Below are 22,312 nucleotides of genomic sequence, written 5' to 3'. Positions count from 1 at the left end.
GGGGTGACGGGCCGAAGCCCGGTCGTACGCGTGGTGCGCCGTCGGCCGGAGCCGGGCCGGTTACGCGGCGTCCATCCGACGGCGGAGGCTGGCCGGGCGCATGTCGGTCCAGATCCGGTCGATGTGGGCCAGGCACTCCTCGCGGGTGCCCTCGGTACCCTCGGCGTGCCAGCCGGCCGGCAGGTCGCGGTCGGCCCACCAGATCGAGTACTGCTCCTCGTCGTTGAGCACGACGCGGTGGGTGATGGCGGATTCGTGCTGCTCGGACACGGTGGTCTCCTGTGTTTTCGGTGGAGCGGTGGTGTGCTGGTCGTAGTGCGTTGGCCAGTTTTCGACCCGGGCCCATATCCGGCCTATACGAGGCCTGAAACAGGCCGCGGGGCCCGGCCGATGGCGGGGGATCCACCGGCTGGGCCCCGCTGTGGGGGGTGGCCTACGGAGGTTGGCCAACCGCGGTAGGCCAACGGAAGTCGACCTACGAAGGTCGGCCGGTCGGACCGGCCGTCAGTCGGACATCGCGACGAGGATCCGGCGCGGGCCGGTGAACGGGCGGCGGCCATGGCCGACCAGCAGGTTGTCGATGAGCAGCAGGTCGCCCTCGTACCAGTCGACGTTCACCGCGTTCTCCAGGCCACGGTCGCGCACCTGCAGGACGTACTCGTCCGGGATCGGGCTGCCGTCCGCGAAGGTCACGGACTGTGGAAGCTCGTCGGCCGGCATGATCTGGGCGAGCGCCTTCGCGGTGTCGTCGCCGAGCGAGGCCGGGTGCCACTGGTCGGACTGGTTGAACCAGACCTCGGCGCCGGTGACCGGGTGACGCATCGTGGAGTGGCGCAGCTGGCTGACCTTCAGGCTGTTGCCCGGCCCCCAGCTCCACTCGGCCTCCGACTCCTTGAGGAAGACGTCGACCTCGTCCCGGTCCCCGGTTTCGAAGGTGTCCTGCCAGCTCTTGCCGAGGCCCTTGCCGCCATGCAGGTTCTGCGTGTAGCGCACCCCGGCCTCGAAGGCCTCGCGGACCTCCGGGTCGAGGGCCTCCAGCCACAGCGCGGCGTCGACGACCGGCGTGGCACCGCCGGTCTCCGGGGCGACGGCGCAGTAGAAGGCGAGCCGGGTCGGCCAGGCGTGGGCGTACGACATCTCGTTGTGCATCGAGATGGTGTACTCCTGCGGGTACTCCGTCGAGGTGTACACGTTGGAGCCGACCTTGGTGCGCGGCGAGTTGCCGTGCACGTAGGCGAGGCGGCGGGGCAGCAGCCGGTCGAGGACCGGGTCCAGCCCCTCGCCGGGCACCTTGAACCCGCGGAAGACCACGGCCTTCTCGCGGACCAGCAGCCCGGCCAGGTCGATGCTGTCGAGGTGCTCGACGAGCGCCTCCGGGGTCGCCGCTGCGCCCACGTCGCCCGGAGTGATCTCCAGCGGCGACCAGCCGTTGCGGTCGGTCATGGTTGCTTTCCTCTCGTGTCGTCGTTCAGGTGATGCCGGTACGCCGCCGAGCGGCCGGGGCTACGGCAGGAAGCCCTCCACCTCCACGCCCAGCCCCTTCTGCCGGGCCGTGGTCAGCACGTCGTCGGCCAGCGCGATGTCGAGGACGCCTAGACCGAAGGGCGCGTAGACGATCGTGCGGCCCGACTGGGGGGTGAACGTGCCCTCGCCCAGGAGGAGTTCGCCGATCGTCGGGTCGATGAAGTCGTGGTGGCCCGCGAGCTGCTCGGCCAGGTGCAGCGAGGTGCGCTCGCGCAGCGCGTGGTCGACGTCGTCGACGATGTTGTGGGCGTCGAGCAGCGACTCGGGCAGCAGGTCGCGCAGCGAGATGTGCAGGACGACCGTGCCGGGCACGGCGGCCCTCAGGTCCAGGTGCGGTTCGATGGCGGAGGTCGCGATGGAGACCAGGCCCTGGGCGGCGAGCGCCTCCTCGGCGGTGGAGACCGTGACCACCCGCGCCTCCGGGGCGGCCTCGGCCGCCTGGGCGGCGAACGAAGCGGCCCGCTCGGCCGAACTGTCGTACAGCGTCACGGTCTTGAGGCCGGGGACGGCCGCCCGGGTGTGGCGCAGGATCTCCAGGTTGATGACGCCGCAGCCGATCAGCGAGAGGCCGTCCGGGCGGCGGTCGCGGGTGAGCAGTTCGGCGGCGAGCGCCGCGCTGGCGGCGGTGCGCTTGGCGGAGATCAGCGAGCCCTCGACGAGCGCCTCGGGGCGGCCGGTCTCCAGGGAGTTGAGGATGATCGCCGCGTTGGCGCGCTGAATGCCCCGGTCGATGTTGGCCGGGAAGGACGAGATCCACTTCATACCCGCGGCCGGCTTCTCTCCGCCCCGGTAGGCGGGCAGGCCGATGATGCGATTGCGCGGCTGTCCGGGAAAGCGAAGGAATATGGAGTGCGGCACCGCGGTGTCGCCCTGTGCGTGAATGCGGTAGGCGTCCGCGACGGCCTCGATGTTCTCGAGTTCACGGCCGTTCAGAATCTGCCCGACCTCGGAGTGCCGGATGATGAGCATGACGGGGTTCAGTCCTTCCAGAGGTGCGCGACTTCACCGAAATGTCGGCGCACCCACGTGTCGGAATAAATCGTGTCGAGATAACGGTCGCCGCCGTCGGGGAAGACGAGCGCGACGGTCGAGTCGGCCGGGATCTCGTCCCTCAGCCGGGCCAGCGCGGCGACGGTCGCCCCGGACGAGCCGCCGGCCAGGATGGCCTCGCGGTGGATGAGCTTGCGGCAGGCCACCACGCAGTCCAGGTCGGAGACGTGGACGACCCGGTCGGCGGCGGTCGGGTCCATCAGGGCCGGCACGACCGACGCCCCGTGCCCGGGGATGAGACGGCGGGTGGACTCCAGGCCGAAGATGGCACTGCCCTCGGCGTCCACCGCGACGACGGTGGTGTCCATCCCCTGCTTGCGGATGTGGTCGGCGCAGCCCCGCAACGTGCCGAAGGTGCTGACCGAGCAGAACAGGTAGTCCACCCGGCCGTCGAGGGCGCGCGCTATCTCCCCCATGGTCTTCTCGTGTGCCTGCGGGTTGAGCAGGTTGGCGTACTGGTTGGGCCAGAACGCGTACGGCGTCCGCGCGACGAGTTCCCGCACGCGGCGCAGCCGCATCGGCAGGTACTCGCCGGTCAGCTCGTCCCGCTCGGTCACCACCTCGATCTCGGCGCCGTAGGCGCGCAGGATCGCCAGGTTCTGCTCCGTGGTCTTTCCGTCCACCACGCAGATGAAGCGGAACCCGAAGTAGCGGCATATCTGGGCGAGTCCGACCGCCAGGTTCCCCGAGCTGGACTCGACCACCACGGAGCGGCCGGGCACCAGCTCGCCGCTCTCGATCGCGCTGCTCAGCATGCTGAGCCCGGACCGGTCCTTGATACTGCCGCCCGGATTGAATCTCTCTATCTTGGCGAATACCCGGGCCTCAAACCCCGGCAGTAGCCTCTCCAATTCCACGAGCGGGGTGTTCCCCACGGTCGAAAGAATTCCTGAGAATGGTGGCTCCGACACGACTGTCACCTCCCGAACCTTGATCGCGTCGAATGCTCGACGTGCTCCTTGACATTCTTGAGGTGTCGCCTATCCGGCAGCTATATTCTCGTCATATCGCAAGCACTTTGGCGCCGTATTTCACGGCTATCGAGCCAATGTCGGCAGAATTTCAGGTTGGGTCTGGCCCAGTTCCATCCGTACACCGCGCAGCCTCGCCTGGTCGTCGGCGCGCCCGTGGAGCTCCAGGGTGCCGTCCGCACGCCAGCTCGCCAGGTCGCCCGTGCGGTACATCCTCGCTCCCGGCCGCAGCCCGTACGGGTCTGCCAGGAACCGCTCGGCGGTGAGTCCGGGACGGTTCATGTACCCGTCGGCCAGGTCGTCGCCCGCCAGGTACAGTTCGGCGGTCGCACCGGGCGGCACCGGCCGCAGCCGCCGGTCGAGCACATAGCAGCGGGCGTTGGCGATCGGCCGCCCGATCGGAAGCCGCGTCCCGCCCGCCCCGTCCTCGGGACCGACCGGGTGGACGGTGGCCGTCATGGTCGACTCGGTCGGCCCGTACTGGTTGACCAGCCGCCAGTCCGCGCCGATCGAGGCCGCCCGCCGCAGGTGTGCGGCGGTCAGCTCCTCACCGCTGACCAGGCCCATCCGCAGCCAGGGCGACGGTACGTCCCCCTCGCCCGCCGCATCCCGCGCCGCGTCCGCGAGCGCGTTCAGCATCGTCGGCGTCAGAGCGGGCAGCACGGTCACCCGATGCCGCCTGAGCAGGGCGAACAGCGCGGCCGGGTCCTGGGCCTCGTCCTGCTCCGCCACGACGAGCCGGGAGCCCGCTGTCAGCGGCCCGAAGATGTCCCGCACCGACGGGTCGAAGGACACCGACGCCAGGTTCAGGACGGTGTCGTCGCCCCCGAGCCCCGTCAGATCGTGCAGATAGGACAGATAGCCCGCCACGGCCTCGTGCCGGATCACCACGCCCTTGGGCCGCCCCGTCGAACCGGGGGTGTGGATGACGTACGCCGGATGCCTGGCCGCGCCTTCCTGCGCGGCGGGGTTGCTCTCGGACCACCCGTCGGTGTCCCGCACGTCCGCCGGCTCCGCGAGTACGGCGACGGACTTGACGTCGTCCAGCATGAACGCGATCCGCTCGGCCGGATACCCGGGGTCCACGGGCAGATACGCCGCCCCCGACTTCATGACCGCGAGGAGCGCCACCACCAGCTCCACCGAGGGCGGCAGCGACACCGCGACCACGGTGCGCGGCCCTGCCCCCTGGTCGATCAGCCGGTGCGCCAGCCGGTTGGCCCGCGCGTTCAGCTCCGCGTAGGTGAGCCGCTCCTCGCCGTGGATCAGGGCGATCCGGGTCGGCGTGGTGGCGGCCTGCGCCTCGAACAGTCCGTGCACGGTCGCCGGCCTCAGCTCGACGGCGGTGTCGTTCCACTCCTCGAGCAGCCGCTCCCGCTCGCCCGGAAGCAGTAGGGGCACATCGCCCACCAGGGCATCGGGATCGGCGGCGAAGGCGGCGAGGAATCGGGCGAACCTGCGCAGGTGGGCGTTGAGTTCGGACTCCGTGTAGCGCGAGGGATGGCCGGCCAGCCGGATCTGGAGACCCCCCTCACCGGGCAAGGGACAGGCCGCGATCTCCAGGTCTTCGACGGGGCCGGAGGTGAGCCGGTGAGCGATACCCAGGGTGCCGTCGAAGGAGATGCCGAGGTCGAAGCCCATGATGTCGACCAACGGGCCGAACTGCCGATGTGCGCTCTCGGATCCGCCGTCGCGCAGGTCACGGAGCAGTTCCTCGTAGCGGTACTGCTGGTGGCGCAGGGTCTGGCGGGTCTCGTCGAGCGCACCGCGGATGAGGGTGTGGACGGTCGTGTCGCGGTCCGCCCTGATGCGCAGCGGAAGGATGTTGGCCGTCATGCCGGGCGTCCGCCGCGCGACCTCCGTGACACGGCCGACGACCGGCAGGCTGAGCAGGATGTCGTCCTGGCCGGTCATGCGGTGCAGGTAGGCGGCGACGGCGGCGACGAGACCGGTGGACCAGTTGGTGCGGGCCAGCCGGGCGGTCGCGCCGAGCCGGTCCAGGGTCTCCCGCGGAATGCACGCCGCGCTCCGTACGAGATCGTCCGCGCCCTGCGTGCGCTCCGTACGCCCTCGCGGCCGGGCCAGGCCGAGGGACAGGCCGACGGGCTCCGGCCTGTCGGCCATGCGCCGGGCCCAGTGGGCGCGGTCCGCGGTGAACCGTTCCGACGCCCGGTACTCGGCCTGTGCCGCGTGGAGCTCGGCGAGGCCCGGCAGGGCGCCCTCCGAAGGATCCCGGCCCCCGCGCAGGGCGGTGTAGATCTCGGCGGTGCGGCGCAGCACGAGCACACCGCTGTGCCCGTCGAGGACCACATGGTGGGCGCGCTGGTAGAAGAAGTGCCGTTCTGGGGCGACGGTGATCAGCGCGAAGGCGAACAGCGGATCCCTGCCGAGTTCGACGGGCCGGGCCAGGTCGGCGCGCATCCAGTCATGGGCGGCCGCCTCGTCGCCGGCCCGGACGAGCGGCAGCTCCCAGTCGAGGGGCGGCCCGACCTCCTGCCGGATCCCGTCGTCCGCGTACTGCCCCGGACGCCCGCCGGTCCAGCCCGCCCCATGCCCGTCGGCTCCGGCTCCGGCTCCGGCTTCGGCTTCGGCTTCGGCTTCGGCTTCGGCTTCGGCTTCGGCTTCGGCTTCGGCTTCGGCTTCGGCTTCGGCTTCGGCTTCGACGAATCGCACCCGCAGCGCCTCGGTCTCGGCCACGGCGAGGCGGGCGGCTTCCTGGAAGTCCGGGACATGCAGCGGTCCGCGCACATCGGTGTAGAGGCCGACGGTGTACTGCTGGCTGCCGGCGCCGGCCCGGAGGTCATGCCAGATGCCGGACTGGCCCGCCAGGAGCGGGAGTTGAAGAGACGGAACCGGGGCGGGGCGGGGCATCGGTCACTCCGTTTCGGAGGAAGGGTCTTGAGCGACGTCGTGAAGGGGACGGGGAGGGGACGCGGATGGGATCACGGGTGACGAGGGAGGCAATGCACAGGAGCCGGTTCCGGCACGATGGAGTGACCGTGCCGGAACCGGCTGGGGGTGCCGAAACCGCGGCCGGGGAGTCCCGGCCGCGCGGATCGTCAGCCGGCGGCCGGCGCCGCGAGCCTGGCGGCGAACGGCGACGAGCTGCCGAAGAAGGACATGGTCCGGCCGGCCACCCACAGGCTCCCGTCGGTAGCCGTGGTCAGCCGGACGCCGTCCGCCGAGTAGGAGACGGGACCGGTGACGGCCTCCCAGGCCTGTCCGTTCCAGCGGGCGAAGGCGCCGTCGGTGCCGGAGTGCAGACCGGCGTACAACTGTCCGCCGTAGAAAGCCAGATCGGCGAAGCTCGTGACTCCCTTCAGGGTGATGTCCGCGCGGGTCCAACCGGTGCCGTTCCAGTGCAGGGCGGTGGTACCGCCGACGACCCACACATCACCGGAGCCGCGGGCGACGACCTTGGTGAGGGAGCCCGTGAGGCCGGTGGGCGTGGCGACCTCCTTCCAGTTGGCGCCGTCGTACTTCACGACGTACGGACGGCAGTTGGTGCCCGCGACATCCGTGCAGGTCTGTCCGGCCGCCCAGATGTCGGTGGCGGAGTTGACCTGGACGGAGTTCAGCTTGGTACTGCCGCCGGCGGCCTGCGGGAGCTTGGTGACCTTCCAGGAGGTGCCGTCCCAGTGCCCGACGACGCCCGGGACACTCGTGGCGGTGTCCGTTCGCGACTCGCCCACGGCCCACACATCGGTGGCCGAAACCGCCTTGATGCCACGGAAGTTGACGGACGCGTCGGCCGGGTTCCGCTTCTCCCAGGCCGTGCCGTTCCAGTGGCTGACGGAAAGGGACTGCTGGTACTTCTTGCCCAGAACCCAGAAGTCGGTGGCAGACGTGGCGGCCCAGATCCCGTCGTCCGCACGATCCTTCTCGTAGGTCAGCTCCTTCCACGCCGTCCCCTGACGCAGCCAGTAACGGACGACTTCGGCGTCCCCGCTGTTGCGGCCCCAGACGGTCTGGCCGAAGGCGGTGCTGCCGTCGCCGACCGGCAGAACGTCATAGAGCGAGCCGTCGGTGTTGGGCTTCGCAAGGGTCTCCCAACCGGGCGACGCCGCCTGAGCCGGGCCCGCGGTGAGCGACAGGGTGGCGCCGCCCGCCAGCAGGACGACGGCGGCTTTGCGGAGCAAGGCGGATGTGGCGCTTGAAGGCGGACTTGAAGGCAGAGTGGACATGGAACCTCCGAGAATCGGCGATATCGGTGGGGTGAGGAGCGGCCGGTGCGGATGTGCCCGGCCGCGTTGCGGCTCTCGTCGCGCCGCGAACGGCGTGCTCCGCCGGACACCGAACGGGCCTCAGGCCGCCAGGACGTCGACGGAAGCGACGGAGCCGAACTCGTCGACGGCTTGCTGATAAGTCCAGGCCGTGGCGTCGCGGGAGGTCTTCTTCACTCCGCTGCACACCGCGCGGACCCGCTTGAGGTCGCCATGGAGGGCGCCACCGATGAGGTACTCGTCGGCGCTGGTGGTGCCGACCGCGGGCGCGGCGAGTCCGGGAACGGCCGAGAGCGCGGCGGCGGCGCCGACGACCAGCATGGCGGGACGGCGACGCACGGGTCCTCCACGGATTCGGTACCCCGCCGGCCAGTCCCGGCGAGCGCCTCCAAAACTCCGCGATCCGCCTATACGCCTTCTCTATCGGGCAACCCTCGACCTGCGAACGGGAGCGGTTCCCGACGTGCACGAAGCCAGGTGCGACAGGGGCCGTGCGATGCGGTGGTGGCGCCATGGCAGGTGGCCGGGAACGGTGGCGGTCACCGGGATGGGACGGCGTCGCGCTCCCCGTTCACCTGGACGCGGGCCGGATGGAGGCGGAGCTCCTGGCGGCCGTGGCCACGCTGCCGTAAAGGTGAAGGGCGCCCCGGGGGTTCCCGGGGCGCCCTTCGTCGTGGTCGTCAGAAGAGGCTACTCAGCGCACGTCCACGTAGTCGTGGTAGCTCTCGGCGTCCACGTAGGAGCCGGACGCGAGATAGACCCCGACCCAGGTGCCGTCCTGCTTCGCGGTGAAGCGGGCAGTGAAGCGGCCGTGCGAGTCGGCCTTGACGGAGCCCAACTGCGTCCAGGACTTCTTGCCCTTGGCCTGGAAGAGGATGTAGACGCGCTGCTTGCCGAATGCCACCCACTTCGTGCCGCTCAGCCGCTGCAAGGTGCCGGTGGTGGTCACGGTGTGGCCCTTGCGCACCGGCTCGGGACCGGCGTTGAAGCCGGTGATCCGGGTGGCGGTGCGGTTGAAGTGTACGGAGTTGGAGTAGCCGGGCTGGTAGTCCGACGACCCCGCCGAGTACAGCCGCCAGTAGCCCTTGGGCACCGACACGTACCCCTCGAGGTTGAAGGTGCCGTCGGACTTCGTGTTGAACCAGCCGAGCGACTTCCAGCCGGTCTTGCCGTCGGCCGACTGCTGGAGGTACAGCTTCCGGTTCGGCGGCACCTTGCCGTTGCTGGCGCTCATGCTGCCCTGGATGTGCAGGTCGGAGTACTCGTCGATCCAGCTCGAACAGAAGCAGATGTTCGTCCGGTTGATGACATCGACCTTGAACTGGGCGTGCGAGGCCTTCAGATACGGGTCGGCCAGGTAGCTGTCGAGGCTGGTCTCGACCGTGAATGTGCTGTCGTCGTAAGGGATGTACGGGTAGGTGAGCGTGAAGCGCCCGCCGGCACCGCTCGTCGCCTTGGCGTAGTAGCCCATTTCGAGCGCGACGCCCTTGGCCGGGCGCCAGGTGCCGTCGTACAGGTACTCCACGACACCGGACGAGGTCACCTTGGCACCGAACTTGATCCGCACGCTGGAGTGGTCCAGCCGAATCCGGCTCGGGCTGACCACGACCGGCAGGGTCTTGCTGTCGACGAGCACATAGGTGTTCGTGCCGTCGGGGTTGGCGATCCAGAAGGACAGGGAGACCGGCACGGACGTGGCGTTCAGGCCGTTCAGCTTCGGTGTCACGTCGATCGCGTAGCTGCCGTCGGCGGCGGTGACGGCGCTGGCGCCGTTCTCGGCCGTCGCGCTCAGCGTCTTGCCGGCCAGTGGCGAGGTGTCGCCGGTGATCGGGTCGAAGAGCGAGATGCGGCCGCTGAGCGTGACGTGCGTGTGCTCCACGTCCAGTACGGCGGGGCTGATGCTGCGATCGGCGAAGACCGGCTTCGGCTCGACGTCCACGGTGGTGGCGTGTGCCGACGAGGTGCTGTCGCCGTCGCTGTCCTGGGCGCTGACCGTCACGTCGTAGCTGCCGTACGACGGCAGTTGCGACATGCGCGGCGAGCGCCATACGCCGTCCTGCGGCGTGCCGGATACGAGCGTGAAGCCGGTGACTGCGACGGTCGCCGGGGCCGCGCCGCGCAGCTCGGTCAGGTCGGCGGACACCTCGGTGACCGCCGAATCGGAGGAGACGGCGACCGTCAGGAAGCCCGCGTCGGAAGGGTCGGAACCGACGTTGCCGAACACCGGGGCGCCGGTGCCGTCGGCAGGCGCGCTGCTGCTCGGGGCGGGCGTCGGGTCGCCGGAGGGCGAGTCGGACGGGGTCGGATCGGCGGGGGTCGGGGTGTCCGACGGTTCGCCGATGGGCGGGTTGGACGGGGTCGGGGTGTCCGAAGGAGTACCGGACGGGGCGCTGGTGGGCGTGTCCGTCGACGTCGGATCAGCCGCCGGGTTCGTGGTCGCGGTGGCCGCCGGGTCCTGCCCGGACGTGCCGCCCTCGTCCGCGTACGCCAGCGCCGGCGCGGCGAGGAGCGCGGCGCCCAGTGCGGCGGACACGGCCGCCGACACCAAAGAGCGTGTTCTCACTGCTGGATTCCCCCCACGGGAATGGCGCGGCCCCGCCGCCCCAAATATTCGGAGGCCGGCCGCGCTCTTTGTACGGTTGCTGTGAACATCACGCAACGCATCGGACTCTAGCGCCTGCCCCCGACACAGGAGCAACGGGGTTTACGGAACCGGCCGAGGACCTCAACTGTCCCTGCCCGCAGTCCTGTTAAGAATCCTGCCCAGAGCGGTCGGCCGCGTCAGGGCGACCCGATGACGACCACTCGCGCCCAGTCGGGCGGTACGTCCGGCACGTGGTCGGGATCGTCCTCGATCCGGGACTGGTGGCCGCCCTGACACAGGAACAGGCCACTACGTCCGGCAGGCCGGCCGTACGGCCGACCAGGGGGTCTGGCCGTCGGTCAGGACCACGACGACGTCCGGCCGGGGGCGGATGCCCAGCGCCTCGACGCGCCTTGAAGATCGCCCACCGTCGCCAGATCATCGGCGAGAACGTGGCCACCCTCGTGGATCGGCCGACCGTCGACGAACCCGAGGCGAACCCGTTCACGACCGAGCAGGCGAAGGCCTTCCTGGAAGCTGCGGTCAAGCGGCCCACCTTCATGTGCGACAGGGGGAAGCCCTGGGGCTGCGATGGACCTACGTCGACTTCGAAGCCGAGTTGTTCCACCCTCAGTGGCAGCTTCAGCGGCTCACCGGTTCGCGCCGTGCTCGGAGGACTGCCGGACCCACAAGCACTACAAGCGCGGTCGTCCCAAGACCAAGAAGAGTACGAGCCCCGTACCGATCCCGTCACGAAGCGCTCTTCACGCGGCCGGACGGCCGTCCCCTCGACCCATGCGCGGACTGGGAGGAGTTCCAAGACCTGCTCGCCGAAGCAGAAGCGCTTCAGCACCCCCATCTGAACCCGTGACTGAGACCAGAACTGAGACCACCGACACGCGAGCGGGCCGCTTCCACCCCCACCACCGCATCCGCCAAAAGCAAAAGCCCCAGGTCACGGCGAGTGAGAATCCTGGGGCTTCCACAGAGCCGCCTTCGGGATTCGAACCCGAGACCTACGCATTACGAGTTGTCCGATCTTGATCCACCGACGTCCATAGGCATCCACCACGAGAACGAAACACCTGGTCAGTGTTGGTGTCGGACGACCATGGACCAAGGTGGACCACCCCAGATTCCCCACCAACTGAGACCACAACTGAGACTGAGGAGTCTTGAGACCACTGGCTCCTGAAGAGAGCGTGGCCGACCTCAACATCAACGATCGTGTCAGCGACGAAGCCCCGATTCCATGCAACTCTCGCCGCCGTTCAGCCGATACTGACCGAACATGGGAACGCGTACGCTCCGTGCTGGAGAGCGAGACATCCAGCCGGCCTGCAGAGGGGACGGAGATGGGGGCACGCAGTAGGCCGTCGGGCAAAGAAAGGTCGAAGGTCACCGTTCGCCACGGGAGTCGGCGGGTCCTGCGGTGACGGACTCCACTTTCCAGGCGATAGGGGCCGGATCCGTCGCCGCCCATCACATCGGGACAGCGGTCACCGGCCCGGTCAACGTTCTGACGGCCGAGTTGCTCAACTCGGCGCGCGATGTCCAGGCACCTACCGGGCTCACCAACCTGCCGCCGCTCCCCCTGTGTTTCGGCCGCACGAGCGAGCTGGGCTGGCTGCGCGGCACGCTTGAGCAGCCGGCCGCCGGGACTGCCGTCGTCCAAGGCCTCGGTGGCGTCGGCAAGAGCACCCTCGCGCTTGCGTATGCCCACAGACACCGACGCGACTACACCGTGATGTGGTGGATTGCCGCCGCATCACCCGACCACATCGAGCAATCGCTGGCCGACCTCGCTCTGCGGCTGATCCCCGTGTGGGCCGGCAGCGCGTCTACCGAAGATCGGGCCGCCTGGGCGATGTTGTGGCTGCAGTGGCATCCGGGGTGGCTGCTGATCTTCGACAACGTTGAGGATCCGGCCGATCTGCAGCCCTACGTCAGCACGTCTAACGGGCACGTCATCGCTACCAGCCGACGATCAGCTAGCTGGCCGACCTCCGTCGCAACGCTGGCCCTCGACGTACTAGACCTGGCTGCAGCGAGTGAACTCCTCTGTAGCCAGGTGCTCGGTGCGACTTCGCCGACCCACCGTCAGATACAGGAGACCCGGGCCCTCTCAGTAGACCTGGGGCAGCTTCCCATCGCCCTGATGCAGGCCGGCGCCTACCTCGCGCAGAACCCGACGATCAGCATCGAACGCTACCGCCGAAAGCTGATAGGAGCGTTGGACAAGGCTCCCGAGGGTGTAGACCCAGAGCGCACCGTCGCCCGGATCTGGCGCCAGACGATTAGCACCCTCACGGAGCGCAACCCCCTGGCAGTCCGCGTCCTGTCCACACTGGCGTGGCTGGCCCCCGACGACATCCCAGTTGGACTGCTGACCCCTATCACCGACGACAGCGACGACCTTCACGAAGCCCTTGGGGTGCTTGCTGTCTACTGCATGGTCTCCCTCACTCAGGACTCGGTGAGCATCCACCGCCTCGTCCAGACCACACTCCGGAACCAGTCGCCCGTCGGTGACAGCGCGCCAACCGGCAGGCTAGAGGCCGAAAGGCTGCTGAGCGCCACGGTCGCCCCCATGGGAGAACCGCCCGACTCTGGCCGGTCCCCCGCCTGGGATCGGCTCCTCCCGCACCTCGTCGCGCTCGCGGCCACCACTCCTGACGGACACGCTGACACCTTTCCCGCCGGACGGTACGCGAGCGCTGCAAGCTACCTCCAGGGCCTCGGTCATGACGCCCGCGCCGTTCCGCTGCTCACGGCGGCCCTCGCCCGCTGCGAAGCGCTCGTCGGCGCCGAGCACGAACTCACCATGAAGGTCCGCGCGAACCTGGCCAACGCCTACCACGGAGCCAGCGACTTCGAACGATCCATCGCCATCCTCGAACCTTTGGTCGCCCAGTGCGCCCAGGTACTCGGCGACTCGCACCCGGGGACGCTGACTGTCGCCTTCAACCTTGCCAACTCGTACTGTGACTACGGCGATCCGGCCCGTGCCATCACACTTCACGAGGAGACGTTGTCCCGGCGTAGGCACACACTCGGCAACGATCACCCCGCCACTCTCGTCAGCTGCGAGGAACTGGCCCGCGCCTACCATGCATCCGGCGACTTGGATCGTGCTGTCTCTCTGCATGAGGCCACACTGACGCAGTACCAGCGGCTCCTAGGACCAACCCACCCTGCCACGCTGACCAGCCAGCACGGTCTAGCAGCGGTCTACCTCGCTTCCGGCGACCTGTCCCGCGCCATTCCGATGTACACCGCCGTCTTCGCACAACGGCAGCAGGCGCTCGGCGACAGCGATCCCGAAACCATCACCAGCCGGAACAACCTTGCCTACGCCTATCTGACCGCCGGACGCCCTGGCCTGGCAGCGCAGCACCTCGAGACGGCCCTGGCCCGATGCGAGGAGGTGTACGGCGAGGCGCACCCAGAGACCATTGCCGTCCGTGCGAACCTCGGCTGCGCCTACCGAGACGCTGGAGACTCCACCCGTTCGCTTCCATTGCTGGAGACCGCGGCCGCGCAGAGCGCCCACCTCCTCGGCAACGCTCATCCCCAGACCTTGACCACCAGGAACGGGCTGGCGCGGGCATACCAGGCCGCCGGCCACGATGGACGGGCGATCGCCCAGTACGACACCATCCTCAAGCACCGTGCCACGCTGCTCGGCGAAACCCACCCCCATACCATCGCCACCCGAAGCGGCCTCGCGAATGCACACCTCGCGACGGGCGACCCTGATCGCGCCGTTCCGCTGTTCGAAACCGTCGTCGCCCAGTGCGAGCAAGTCTTCGGCGAGTCCCACCCGGACACCCTGGCCAACTACATCGGCCTGGCCGACGCACTACGCCAGACGAACAATCCGGCACGGGCCGTGCCTCTCTCTGAGTCAACGCTGGAGCGGTGCGTCCGTTCGCTCGGCGAGGACCACCCGCACACCATGGTGTGTCGGAGCAACCTGGCCCTCGCACACCTCACAGTTGGCGACGCTCCGCGCGCCGTCCAGCTCCTCGAAGCCGCCGTGTGCAACGCCAGCCTCAGCTTCGGCGACACACACCCGCACACGGTCACCAGCCGGATAAACCTGGCCGCCGCTCACATGGAGTCCGACAATGCGGCACAGGCAGTCGCCGTCCTGGAGGACGTCCGCGCCCAGCTGGAGGCCGAACTCGGCCGCGTCCACCCGCAAACACTTCACTGCACCGCCATGCTGGCCCGCGCCCTCGGCGGGTCCGGCGGCCTCCCCCGAGCGACCGAACTGCTGGAACACAGCATTGCGCTCGCCGAGAAGGAACTCGGCGTCACCCACCCGAACACAGTCAAGCAACGGCAGTATCTGGCTGAGATCTACCGGGCCAACGACCAACCCGACTTGGCTGTGCCGCTGTACGAAACCAACCTCACCCACTGGCAGCAGACCCTCGGCGACCACCCCAACGTCCTGAACGCCCAACTCACCCTGGCGGACACCCACCAGGAAGCCGGCGCACACCAAAAAGCGATCGCCGTCTATCGCGTAGCCCTCGGCCGGATCGAGCCCACCCTGGGCCCGGAGAACCCGCTCGTCGCTCAGATCCGCGCAAAGATCGACGCATCCGAGAACGCCATTTCGAGGCCTGACCGTTAGCACTCCATTGAAGTTCTCCGTTTCCCTGGTCAGCGATCTGGCAGTCGGGAGCGTAGCCAGGCGGCGCCAGGGGCGGGAAGGTGTTCGCTGGCTCGTGTGGAGTAAGACCGGTCGACGTTCCGCGAATGCAAAGTTGCCGCGTGCACGCTGGCTGGGCGGCTTAATCTGATGCCCTGGCGTCAGTCATTGACAGGATTTCGGGGGTGGGTTGTGGGAGCGGAGATCGTGCAGTTTCTGGAGCAGGCAGGGCCGTATCTAAGCGCGGCTCTGGGTGCCTATGGTGCGGGGGTACTGGCCCGAGCTGAGGACGCTGCGGTGGGAGCCACGGCAAATGCAGGGCGCAGCATCTTGCACGCGGTCTGGCGGCGCCGGGGCCCGGCCGGACAGCCCGAGCTGGAGGCGGCGGTGCGTGAGGCGGCCGAGGAGCCGGAGGACGCCGACGCTGCTGCCGCGCTACGTCAGCAGATCAAGCGGACGCTAAGGGAGAATCCGCATTTGCTTGCCGAACTGGCCGCCCAGCTTCCCCCGACCGGTGCGGTGACGATCACCGCGTCCGGTGAACGGTCTATCGCCGCACAGACGATCGGCACGGCCGTCACTGGAGACAACACAACGATCCGTCCGTGACCCCGCCCCAGCCCGAACGCGGCACCGGTCCCACCGCCTCGGGTCACCAGCCCGTGGCAGCAAACCGAATCGAAGCGGCCACCTGCTACTGAACTGTCGCGGTGTCGACGTTGGTCATCGTTGAGCGCCCTACCACTGCCCGGGAGGGCGCTCGTGCGTGAACACCGCACTAAGAGCTGTCCGATCTTGGTCCGGGGGCGTCCATAGGCGTCCACCACAAGCCTTGCGCGCCTGGTCAGCCGCCATGTCGGACGGCTATGGATTGAAGCGAACCGCCCTGGAATCAGCGCTAACTGAGACTGCAACTGAGACCGGGACCCGTGCCCCTGGGTCATCTACGGTCCCCCGAGGAGGGCACTCTGCTGGCAAGCCCGGCTTATGACCCTCGCCTTACAAGTTCCCCCCAACAGTCCAATGACCAGGGGTGCAGTCGTCCGGCCTGGCCTGCGAGGTGCGCGGCTGGTTCTCCCGATACGGCAATGTGCACGGGTGTTGCCGTCAAAGACTGCCGTCACGCCACGGGGCTCGGAGCTGCGCTTTCGTCCACGAGCCCATGTTCCGCCGGCCGTGCGGAGCACTGAGCGATCCAGCCAGAGATCCGCGGGCCACCGTTCACCGCCGCCCCTGGACCCTCACGGTCGCGTGGCTCCAGACCACCCCCGAGATCCCGTCCAGCCACACCATCGATCCAGCCCGCAACTGACCTGCTGGCCCACCGGTGGCCCATGATGGTCCGCCCAACGGGTATGGCAGCCTCCATCCGGAGGAGCACCAGCCACCAACAGCGCGCCTGCGCCCCTGAACTGGCCAAAGCGAGAAACCCGCTCTTGTCGGGGGCCAGGTGGGGGACGAGCCGTGCTTTCGCCAGGCTCTGCATAGCCATGCCACCGCCACCGCAGCAGAGCGGCAAGTGCCCTGTTTCCGCATACGAAATGGAGAATTGAGCAAAGAACGCGCCAGCGACACCAGTGAAATCCGCCAACAATGCGGCAACCTCGATTGAGTCTGAGGGCTCACCACAAACTGTTGCAGCGATTCTTCGAGTTGCACCCCCTCTTCATGCGAGTGATAATGGATTACGGCCTTTGAGGTCCTAGTAGGGGGCTCACCACGGCGAGGCACTGGCAGGTCTGTAGCGCACTGGATCTCTTCATTGTCGATTCTGCGATCCTGGAAATTTCGAGGAAGTCTCTGGCGCTTCCTAGGTTCCACGGCTTGACGGTGGATCGCGCTTACCCTACCTCCCCACCCCAACCTCCCTTATGTCAGCTGCCCACCGTCGAGTTATGCATCTCCCATTGGCCTTTCATGAAGTGGAGCGCAGCGATGGGAAAAAACGCATCCCGGCTGGCCTTGCTGACAGCGCTTCTGATGGGGCTCGGCCTACTGACTCCCAGCCCGGCTAAAGCCGATCCTTCTGGTGGCGAATTCATCTACAACCAAAGTTCCGGGTTGGTAGTAAACGTCATGAATGCGCGTCCGGAAGATGGCCAGTTTATCAACCTCTGGCAACGGAGTAACGATGCAAAAAACGAGCAGTTCGACTTCGTGGACGCAGGCGGCGGGAGGGGCTATAAGGCCGTCGCACGGCATTCAGGCAAGTGTCTGGGGCTCTACGGTGATTCCAAGGACAACGGGGTACAAGTCGTTCAATGGGCATGCAATGGCGGCGCCAACCAGCTTTGGGAATTCGTGGATATAGGGGACCCAGGCTGCCGCCCCAGCGGCAACGGTTGCAGTGAAAACGTTGTGGGATACCTGATTCGGTCAAAACACAGCGGAAAGTGTCTCGACGCAGGAAACGCGAATTTTCCCAACCCACCCCAGCAAGGCGCTTTGCTGCAACAGTTCACGTGCGCCAGGAGCACTGGTGACCCTTGGTGGGTCAATCAAGCGTGGGGAACCGAAACAAGTGGTCAGGCTCATCCTGGCACAGCCGTTGAGCCTCGCCCCCTTCCGCCGATGCCTCCTGATTCGAAACAAATAGTCGACCAGATCATTCAGGCGCGACGCGACGAGGGTAAGTGCGGCGATCCGAGTGTGCGTCTTGACCCCCGACTCAGCGGGGTAGCGCACAAACACAGCGTGGATCTGGCTGTTAACTACGCAACACTCATCGACGCGCGCAGCGGCGATCCTAAGCGAGGCCACATAGGCTCAGACAACACTATGCCCGCGGATCGGATAAAAGCGGAGGACTTCACCCCCGCACAGCGTCCTGAGAACTGGAGCTACGGCACCAACCAGACTTTCGCTCAGGCGATGGATAATTGGTTGCATCACGATGAGGCATCCAATTGGGGACATCGCGCGGCGATCCTTGACTGTAGCTACAGGGTGCTCGGCGTGGGCAACGCCAACGGCCACAACTCCCGAATCTACTGGACGCAAAACTTTGCCCTCAGTTGATATATCTGTCGGGCAGCCCGGGTGATTTCACCCCCGGGCTCTCACAGATCTAGCGCAGAGGCTGTGCGCGCTCGTGCCGTTCCTGGGCCTTGATGATGCAGGGAAAGTTTCACCGCGCCAGGCTCTTGGCCCCGAGATCGAAGGCCATCATGCTGCCTGCTTCCCGCTGGTGACTGTCGTGGGCGGCTCTCCGACAGATCAGGTGCGGCGAGATTACGACTACCTTCTGCTCCGTAGTGAGGTGACGTCCCCGCCCATCGCCTACGAACACACAAAGGGGGCCGACGGAGAAAACCTCGGCCCCTCAAGTCTCAGCAAACCAATGCAAGAGGCCCCGGATCATCGCCGAGGCCTCCCTTGTACGGCACGTCCGACAGAATTCGAACACTGTGGGGGTTGCCGCCCTGGGGTCACGCGCCAGGACGGGCGACAACGTCAGCCGGCAGGAGTCGAGTGGTGAAGCCCTCGGCGCAAAGGCGCTTGTAGGCGGCCACAACCGCATCCGGGACATCCTGCTCGATGGCCAGGCCCCAGCCGGGGAAAACGAGCACTCGTTGTAGGGCTCCCACGATCATGTCGATCACCATGCGAGCGTCCCCGATGGAGTCGGCGTATTCCTCCAGACCCATCGGCGTAGATGCGCACACAACCTCGACGTCAGCCCAGAGCTTGCGCATCATGGCGTACGAACGTCGCTCTTCATACGGCTTGCTTACAAGCAGGACAGACGAGACCGTGATGGCAGCCTCGACCAGTACCGCTTTCGTGAACTCGATGTTCTCGCCGGTATTCGTCGCGCGCGGTTCCAGGAGGACGGCGGAATCAGGCACCCCGAGCTGCAAAGCCCGCTCTCGGTAGTGGACAGCCTCTCCACGCGGCATGCGCGCTCGGGTCGTGGGGCTGGTGGCCCCAGTGAACACGATGACCGGCGCCATGCCTTGGTGATACAGCTCCGCTGTCACGTCAGCCACCCCCAGGTCGTGGCTACCCAGACCGACAGCCACCGAACAGGGCCGCGGATCGTGGTGCATGCGGTGGTAGTCCCAAAGAAGTCGGGTATCCGCCCATGCCTGTGCCGAGATCATTCCTGGCCCTTCCTGTCTTGTGCCGAGTCCGGAACCTTGAAGTCGTACTCCCACGCGAAGCGAGAAGCTGAGTGGATACCCACCGCGAACTCGACCACCGTGCCATCTGCCGTGTACGTGGTCCGGTGAAGCTCGACCACGGGTTCACCGACAGGGAGTTGCAGGAGCTGCACCTCGTCCGCGGTCGGGACTCGGGCGAACAAGGCCTCCCTCATGTGGTCGATCTCGTACCCGGCGTCATAGAGGACCCGGTATCCGCCGCCACGGCCGGCAGGGCCCGGAGTGGGGTCGACGATGCGTGTTCCCTCAACGTGCTCCGGTCTGTAATAGCTGGTCAGGGTATGGGTCGGCTGCGTTCCCTCCTTCACGAGGCGGGCGCGCGAGTACACCTCAGAACCGACTGGGACACCTAGTCCCTCCGCCACAAGGCTGTTCGCCTGCACGCGGCCCACGGTCTGCGTTTGCTCGTTGCGCTTATACGCCCGGCCTGAGGCAACGCGGTCAGCGATGAACGCAACCTCGTCCCCGTCACGCCACTTCGCCTTGTCGTAACGGGCGATGCCGAGCCGCTTGAGGGGAGTGCGCGGACGCACCACGGTGCCGTGACCGCGTGTAGACGTCACCAGGCCTTCAGCCTCCAAAGCCTTGTAGGCCTGATGAACGGTGGCCTTAGACCCTTCCCCCGCGTCGACCAACTCTCTGATCTGGGGCAACTGGGCGCCCGGTGCATACTCACCGTTCCTGATCTGCTCCGCGAGCCTGTCCGCCAGGTCGCGCCACTTCGGTGCCACGCAGAACTCCTCTCGACGCGAACTAGTGAAGCACAGTCCTAGGACTATTGACAGTCCTAGGACTGCGTGCCACTGTCATCTCAGGCCGCTCGCAGTCCTAGGACAGCGTGTCGAAAGGGCTCTTCTTCGGGCTGCTTCCAGGCCGTGCCGGTTCGGGATAGCTCACCTTCGCAGGAGGGCCCTGACCTGGTCGTTCCTTGAGAACTCAACAGAGTGCCGATCCAGCCGCCTGCACACGGGCGGTCGATGGGTCGAAGTGAGCCCGAGTGCTCACGGTCCTTGACGCCTCGGTACGGGGCGCCGGGGGCCGTGGCTGCTCGGCCGAGCAGATCAACCCAACAACGGCGCGCGGCTCCCGGGGTGCCACCCGGGAGCCGCTGTTCGGGCCGTTCCACCTACAAGGGAGAACACGACCCAATGAACCCCATCGTCACTGTTCAAGATGCTGTTACCGCGTTCGCCGACTTCATGGAGCCGACGGCCGCAGAACTGGACGCGATCGACCTTGAGATGCCCGCCATCGAGGCGGACATCGACCTGTTGGACGCACAGATCATCGCCCTAGACCGCACCCCCACCGAGCTGGACACCCGCCGCATCCGCCGGGCCCGCAGCGTGGCGCTGGCCATGCGGCTGGTGCTCGCCAACCAGGTCGCGCCGCTGGTTCCGGGGGTGGGCGCGTGAGCACCCCTCAGACGCTCGCCACCGCGCACGCGGAGGTGAAGGCGGAAATCGCGCGGACCGACACCAAGACCGGTCTGTTACTGGCGTTCGTCGGAGCCGTCCTCGCCGGCACGTGGACCGTCGCCAAGGACGTCCCCCTCGCCGTCCCCGCGTGCATCGCCGGCGGGCTCGGGATGGGGCTGCTGGTCGCTGCGGCTGACCTGCTGCTGCGGGCGGTCCGCCCGAACCTGGGCGGTGGCCGCGGGTTCCCGCTGTGGGCGACGCTCACGGCCGAGGAGATCCGCACCACCCTCGCCGACGACCAGGCCGCGGACATCGCGGGACTGTCCCGGATCGCCGTCGCCAAGTTCACCAACCTGCGCCGGGCGGTCCACCTGACCCGCGCGGGCGGCGCCCTGCTCATCCTCGCGGCTCTGCTCGCACTCGGGGGTGCGGCATGAACCGCGCGGGCAGGATCCTGCTGGTAACGGCGCTGGTCGCAGTCGTCGCGATGGCATTCCGCGTCTCGTGGAACGCGTTGCGGGACATCGCCAACGCCATCGGCGCGGACCACACCGCCGCGACGCTCTACCCGTTCGTGGTCGACGGCCTCATGGCCCTCGCTCTGGTCGCCACCCTCGTTCTGGCCGGACGGGACCGGACGTTCGCGCTGCGGGTGCTGGGCACCTACACGCTCGCCTCACTGGTCCTCAACTACGTCCACGGACTCGTTCCCGAGCTCCACGGCCGGACGGTCGACTGGGGACGACTCGCGGACTGGGACCCGGCGAACTGGGCGCTCGTACTGCTGGCCACCTCGCTTCCGGTCGGGTCGATCTACTTCGGCTCCGATCTCGTCGCGAAGGTGCTGCACCACCGCCCCGCCCCGATCCCGCCCCCGGTCATGAATGCGGAGGAATCTACCGAGACCGTAAGGAATCGGTCTACGGCTGACCTGCCGGAATCGACCCCGGCGCCCGCCGTGGCGAACCCGGTGCGGATGCCCGATCCGGTCGCGGTCGGCTTCCTGAAGTCGGCTCTCCCGCTCAAGCCCGTTCCGGCTATCGCCCCGACCCCGGTCAAGCCGATCGGGTCGACTCCGAAGAGCACGGTGGCGGCCACGTCGCCGCGTCCGCGTGGGGCGACCGGTCGGGTTCCTGAAGCGGCTCGATCGCCCCGACCGAAGCGGACGCCGGCGCAGTTGCTCGACGAGGCCCGTACCGCGATGACCGGACTGCCGGACAGCAAGGTGACGGCTGAGGGCATCCGCCGCGAGGTGCACACGTCGCCGGCCAACGCCCGCGTGCTGCGCGACACGCTGCTTACCGAGCGCGCCGCCGCTGTCGGGGCGCCGTGATGTCCGCCGCGTTCGGCAAGTGCTTCGACCCGTCCGGCGCCCGCTACGGCATCCCCACCTACCCCTGGAAGTTCGCCCCCGACGACCACCAGTTGGCCACCCGCCGACAGTTACGGGCCCGGGGGCTGCGTCCGGGCGGTCAGCCGATCGCGGCGCAGGTCATGCGCATCAACCGCCGCTCCGGCACGGTCCGGGTCGCCTACCTGTACCGCATCGACCTCGCCCTGCCGGTACGGCCGATGACCTCACGGAAGTGGGGCGCGCTCGCGCTCGCGATGCTCGCCCGCCGCACCTGCCCGACCTGCCAAATCACCTACAGCTACTGCATGCCGCGTTCGCTCGGCTGCTGCGTGCTGTGCGCCTACCCGGAAGGAACTGCCTGA

General features: G+C 67.9%; 17 protein-coding genes and 2 pseudogenes. 8 read left to right on the top strand and 11 right to left on the bottom strand.

Going from position 1 to position 22,312, the window contains the following annotated elements; translation table 11 throughout:
• Positions 1-60 precede the first annotated feature (60 nt).
• The 9 genes and pseudogenes from OG798_RS29855 to OG798_RS29815 all read right to left on the bottom strand — a co-directional run.
• Positions 61-270: an MbtH family protein gene (locus tag OG798_RS29855; protein ID WP_097225204.1), complete on the bottom strand. Its 210-nt coding sequence runs from the start codon at positions 268-270 to the stop codon at positions 61-63.
• 234 nt (positions 271-504) lie between these two features.
• A complete protein-coding gene (locus tag OG798_RS29850) occupies positions 505-1,443 on the bottom strand; it encodes a TauD/TfdA family dioxygenase (protein WP_267062492.1) in 939 nt (312 codons plus the stop codon).
• A 60-nt stretch (positions 1,444-1,503) separates the two neighbouring features.
• The gene (gene sbnB, locus OG798_RS29845; RefSeq protein WP_267062491.1) at positions 1,504-2,493 is read right to left on the bottom strand and encodes a 2,3-diaminopropionate biosynthesis protein SbnB; all 990 of its coding nucleotides are present in this window, start codon (positions 2,491-2,493) and stop codon (positions 1,504-1,506) included.
• An 8-nt stretch (positions 2,494-2,501) separates the two neighbouring features.
• A complete protein-coding gene (sbnA, locus tag OG798_RS29840) occupies positions 2,502-3,449 on the bottom strand; it encodes a 2,3-diaminopropionate biosynthesis protein SbnA (protein WP_218835957.1) in 948 nt (315 codons plus the stop codon).
• Between the two features lie 162 nt (positions 3,450-3,611).
• Entirely contained in the window at positions 3,612-6,416 is a 2,805-nt protein-coding gene (locus OG798_RS29835) for an amino acid adenylation domain-containing protein (RefSeq protein WP_328757971.1), read from the bottom strand.
• Between the two features lie 188 nt (positions 6,417-6,604).
• A complete protein-coding gene (locus OG798_RS29830) occupies positions 6,605-7,684 on the bottom strand; it encodes a hypothetical protein (RefSeq protein WP_328757970.1) in 1,080 nt (359 codons plus the stop codon).
• A gap of 165 nt (positions 7,685-7,849) precedes the next feature.
• On the bottom strand, positions 7,850-8,107 hold the full coding sequence (locus tag OG798_RS29825) for a hypothetical protein (protein ID WP_267062488.1): 258 nt from the start codon (positions 8,105-8,107) through the stop codon (positions 7,850-7,852).
• Between the two features lie 355 nt (positions 8,108-8,462).
• On the bottom strand, positions 8,463-10,331 hold the full coding sequence (locus OG798_RS29820) for a hypothetical protein (RefSeq protein WP_143670774.1): 1,869 nt from the start codon (positions 10,329-10,331) through the stop codon (positions 8,463-8,465).
• A 218-nt stretch (positions 10,332-10,549) separates the two neighbouring features.
• Positions 10,550-10,787 (bottom strand): annotated as a pseudogene (locus OG798_RS29815) (DUF2201 family putative metallopeptidase); the annotation flags it as partial.
• On the opposite strand from OG798_RS29815, the pseudogene OG798_RS29810 reads away from it, so the two are divergent.
• The 4 genes and pseudogenes from OG798_RS29810 to OG798_RS29795 form a co-directional block, all read left to right on the top strand.
• Positions 10,760-11,190 (top strand): annotated as a pseudogene (locus OG798_RS29810) (tyrosine-type recombinase/integrase); the annotation flags it as partial. The pseudogenes OG798_RS29815 and OG798_RS29810 sit on opposite strands and share 28 nt — an antisense overlap.
• A gap of 693 nt (positions 11,191-11,883) precedes the next feature.
• On the top strand, positions 11,884-14,997 hold the full coding sequence (locus OG798_RS29805) for a tetratricopeptide repeat protein (protein WP_328757969.1): 3,114 nt from the start codon (positions 11,884-11,886) through the stop codon (positions 14,995-14,997).
• 225 nt (positions 14,998-15,222) lie between these two features.
• Positions 15,223-15,624, top strand: a complete 402-nt coding sequence (locus OG798_RS29800; RefSeq protein ID WP_328757968.1) for a hypothetical protein — start codon at positions 15,223-15,225, stop codon at positions 15,622-15,624.
• A gap of 1,326 nt (positions 15,625-16,950) precedes the next feature.
• Complete coding sequence (locus tag OG798_RS29795; RefSeq protein ID WP_328757967.1) at positions 16,951-18,033, top strand: RICIN domain-containing protein; 1,083 nt, start codon at positions 16,951-16,953, stop codon at positions 18,031-18,033.
• Between the two features lie 410 nt (positions 18,034-18,443).
• On the opposite strand, the gene OG798_RS29790 is transcribed toward OG798_RS29795, so the two are convergent.
• Both OG798_RS29790 and OG798_RS29785 read right to left on the bottom strand, forming a co-directional pair.
• Positions 18,444-19,118, bottom strand: coding sequence for a YdcF family protein (locus OG798_RS29790; protein ID WP_328757966.1), 675 nt, complete (start codon positions 19,116-19,118; stop codon positions 18,444-18,446).
• A complete protein-coding gene (locus tag OG798_RS29785) occupies positions 19,115-19,909 on the bottom strand; it encodes a GntR family transcriptional regulator (RefSeq protein ID WP_328757965.1) in 795 nt (264 codons plus the stop codon). The genes OG798_RS29790 and OG798_RS29785 overlap by 4 nt, the downstream gene beginning before the upstream one ends.
• A 417-nt stretch (positions 19,910-20,326) precedes the next feature.
• Between OG798_RS29785 and OG798_RS29780 the strand changes: the two genes are divergently transcribed.
• From OG798_RS29780 to OG798_RS29765, 4 genes are read left to right on the top strand one after another with little or no spacing between them, the layout of a single operon-like run.
• Positions 20,327-20,593 (top strand): DUF6284 family protein, encoded by a 267-nt coding sequence (locus OG798_RS29780; RefSeq protein WP_328757964.1) that lies wholly within the window; start codon positions 20,327-20,329, stop codon positions 20,591-20,593.
• Positions 20,590-21,033 carry a Pycsar system effector family protein gene (locus OG798_RS29775; protein WP_328757963.1) on the top strand — a complete coding sequence of 148 codons (444 nt, stop codon included), beginning with the start codon at positions 20,590-20,592 and terminating at the stop codon, positions 21,031-21,033. Before OG798_RS29780 ends, OG798_RS29775 begins: the two co-directional genes overlap by 4 nt.
• Positions 21,030-21,929 carry a DUF2637 domain-containing protein gene (locus OG798_RS29770; protein WP_328757962.1) on the top strand — a complete coding sequence of 300 codons (900 nt, stop codon included), beginning with the start codon at positions 21,030-21,032 and terminating at the stop codon, positions 21,927-21,929. The genes OG798_RS29775 and OG798_RS29770 overlap by 4 nt, the downstream gene beginning before the upstream one ends.
• Positions 21,929-22,312, top strand: a complete 384-nt coding sequence (locus OG798_RS29765; protein WP_328757961.1) for an RRQRL motif-containing zinc-binding protein — start codon at positions 21,929-21,931, stop codon at positions 22,310-22,312. The genes OG798_RS29770 and OG798_RS29765 overlap by 1 nt, the downstream gene beginning before the upstream one ends.

It is taken from the genome of Streptomyces sp. NBC_00271 (assembly GCF_036178845.1).
Lineage (GTDB): Bacteria > Actinomycetota > Actinomycetes > Streptomycetales > Streptomycetaceae > Streptomyces.
The sequence above is the reverse complement of the archived record's forward strand: the minus strand, read 5'-3'. Positions and strand labels throughout refer to the sequence as shown.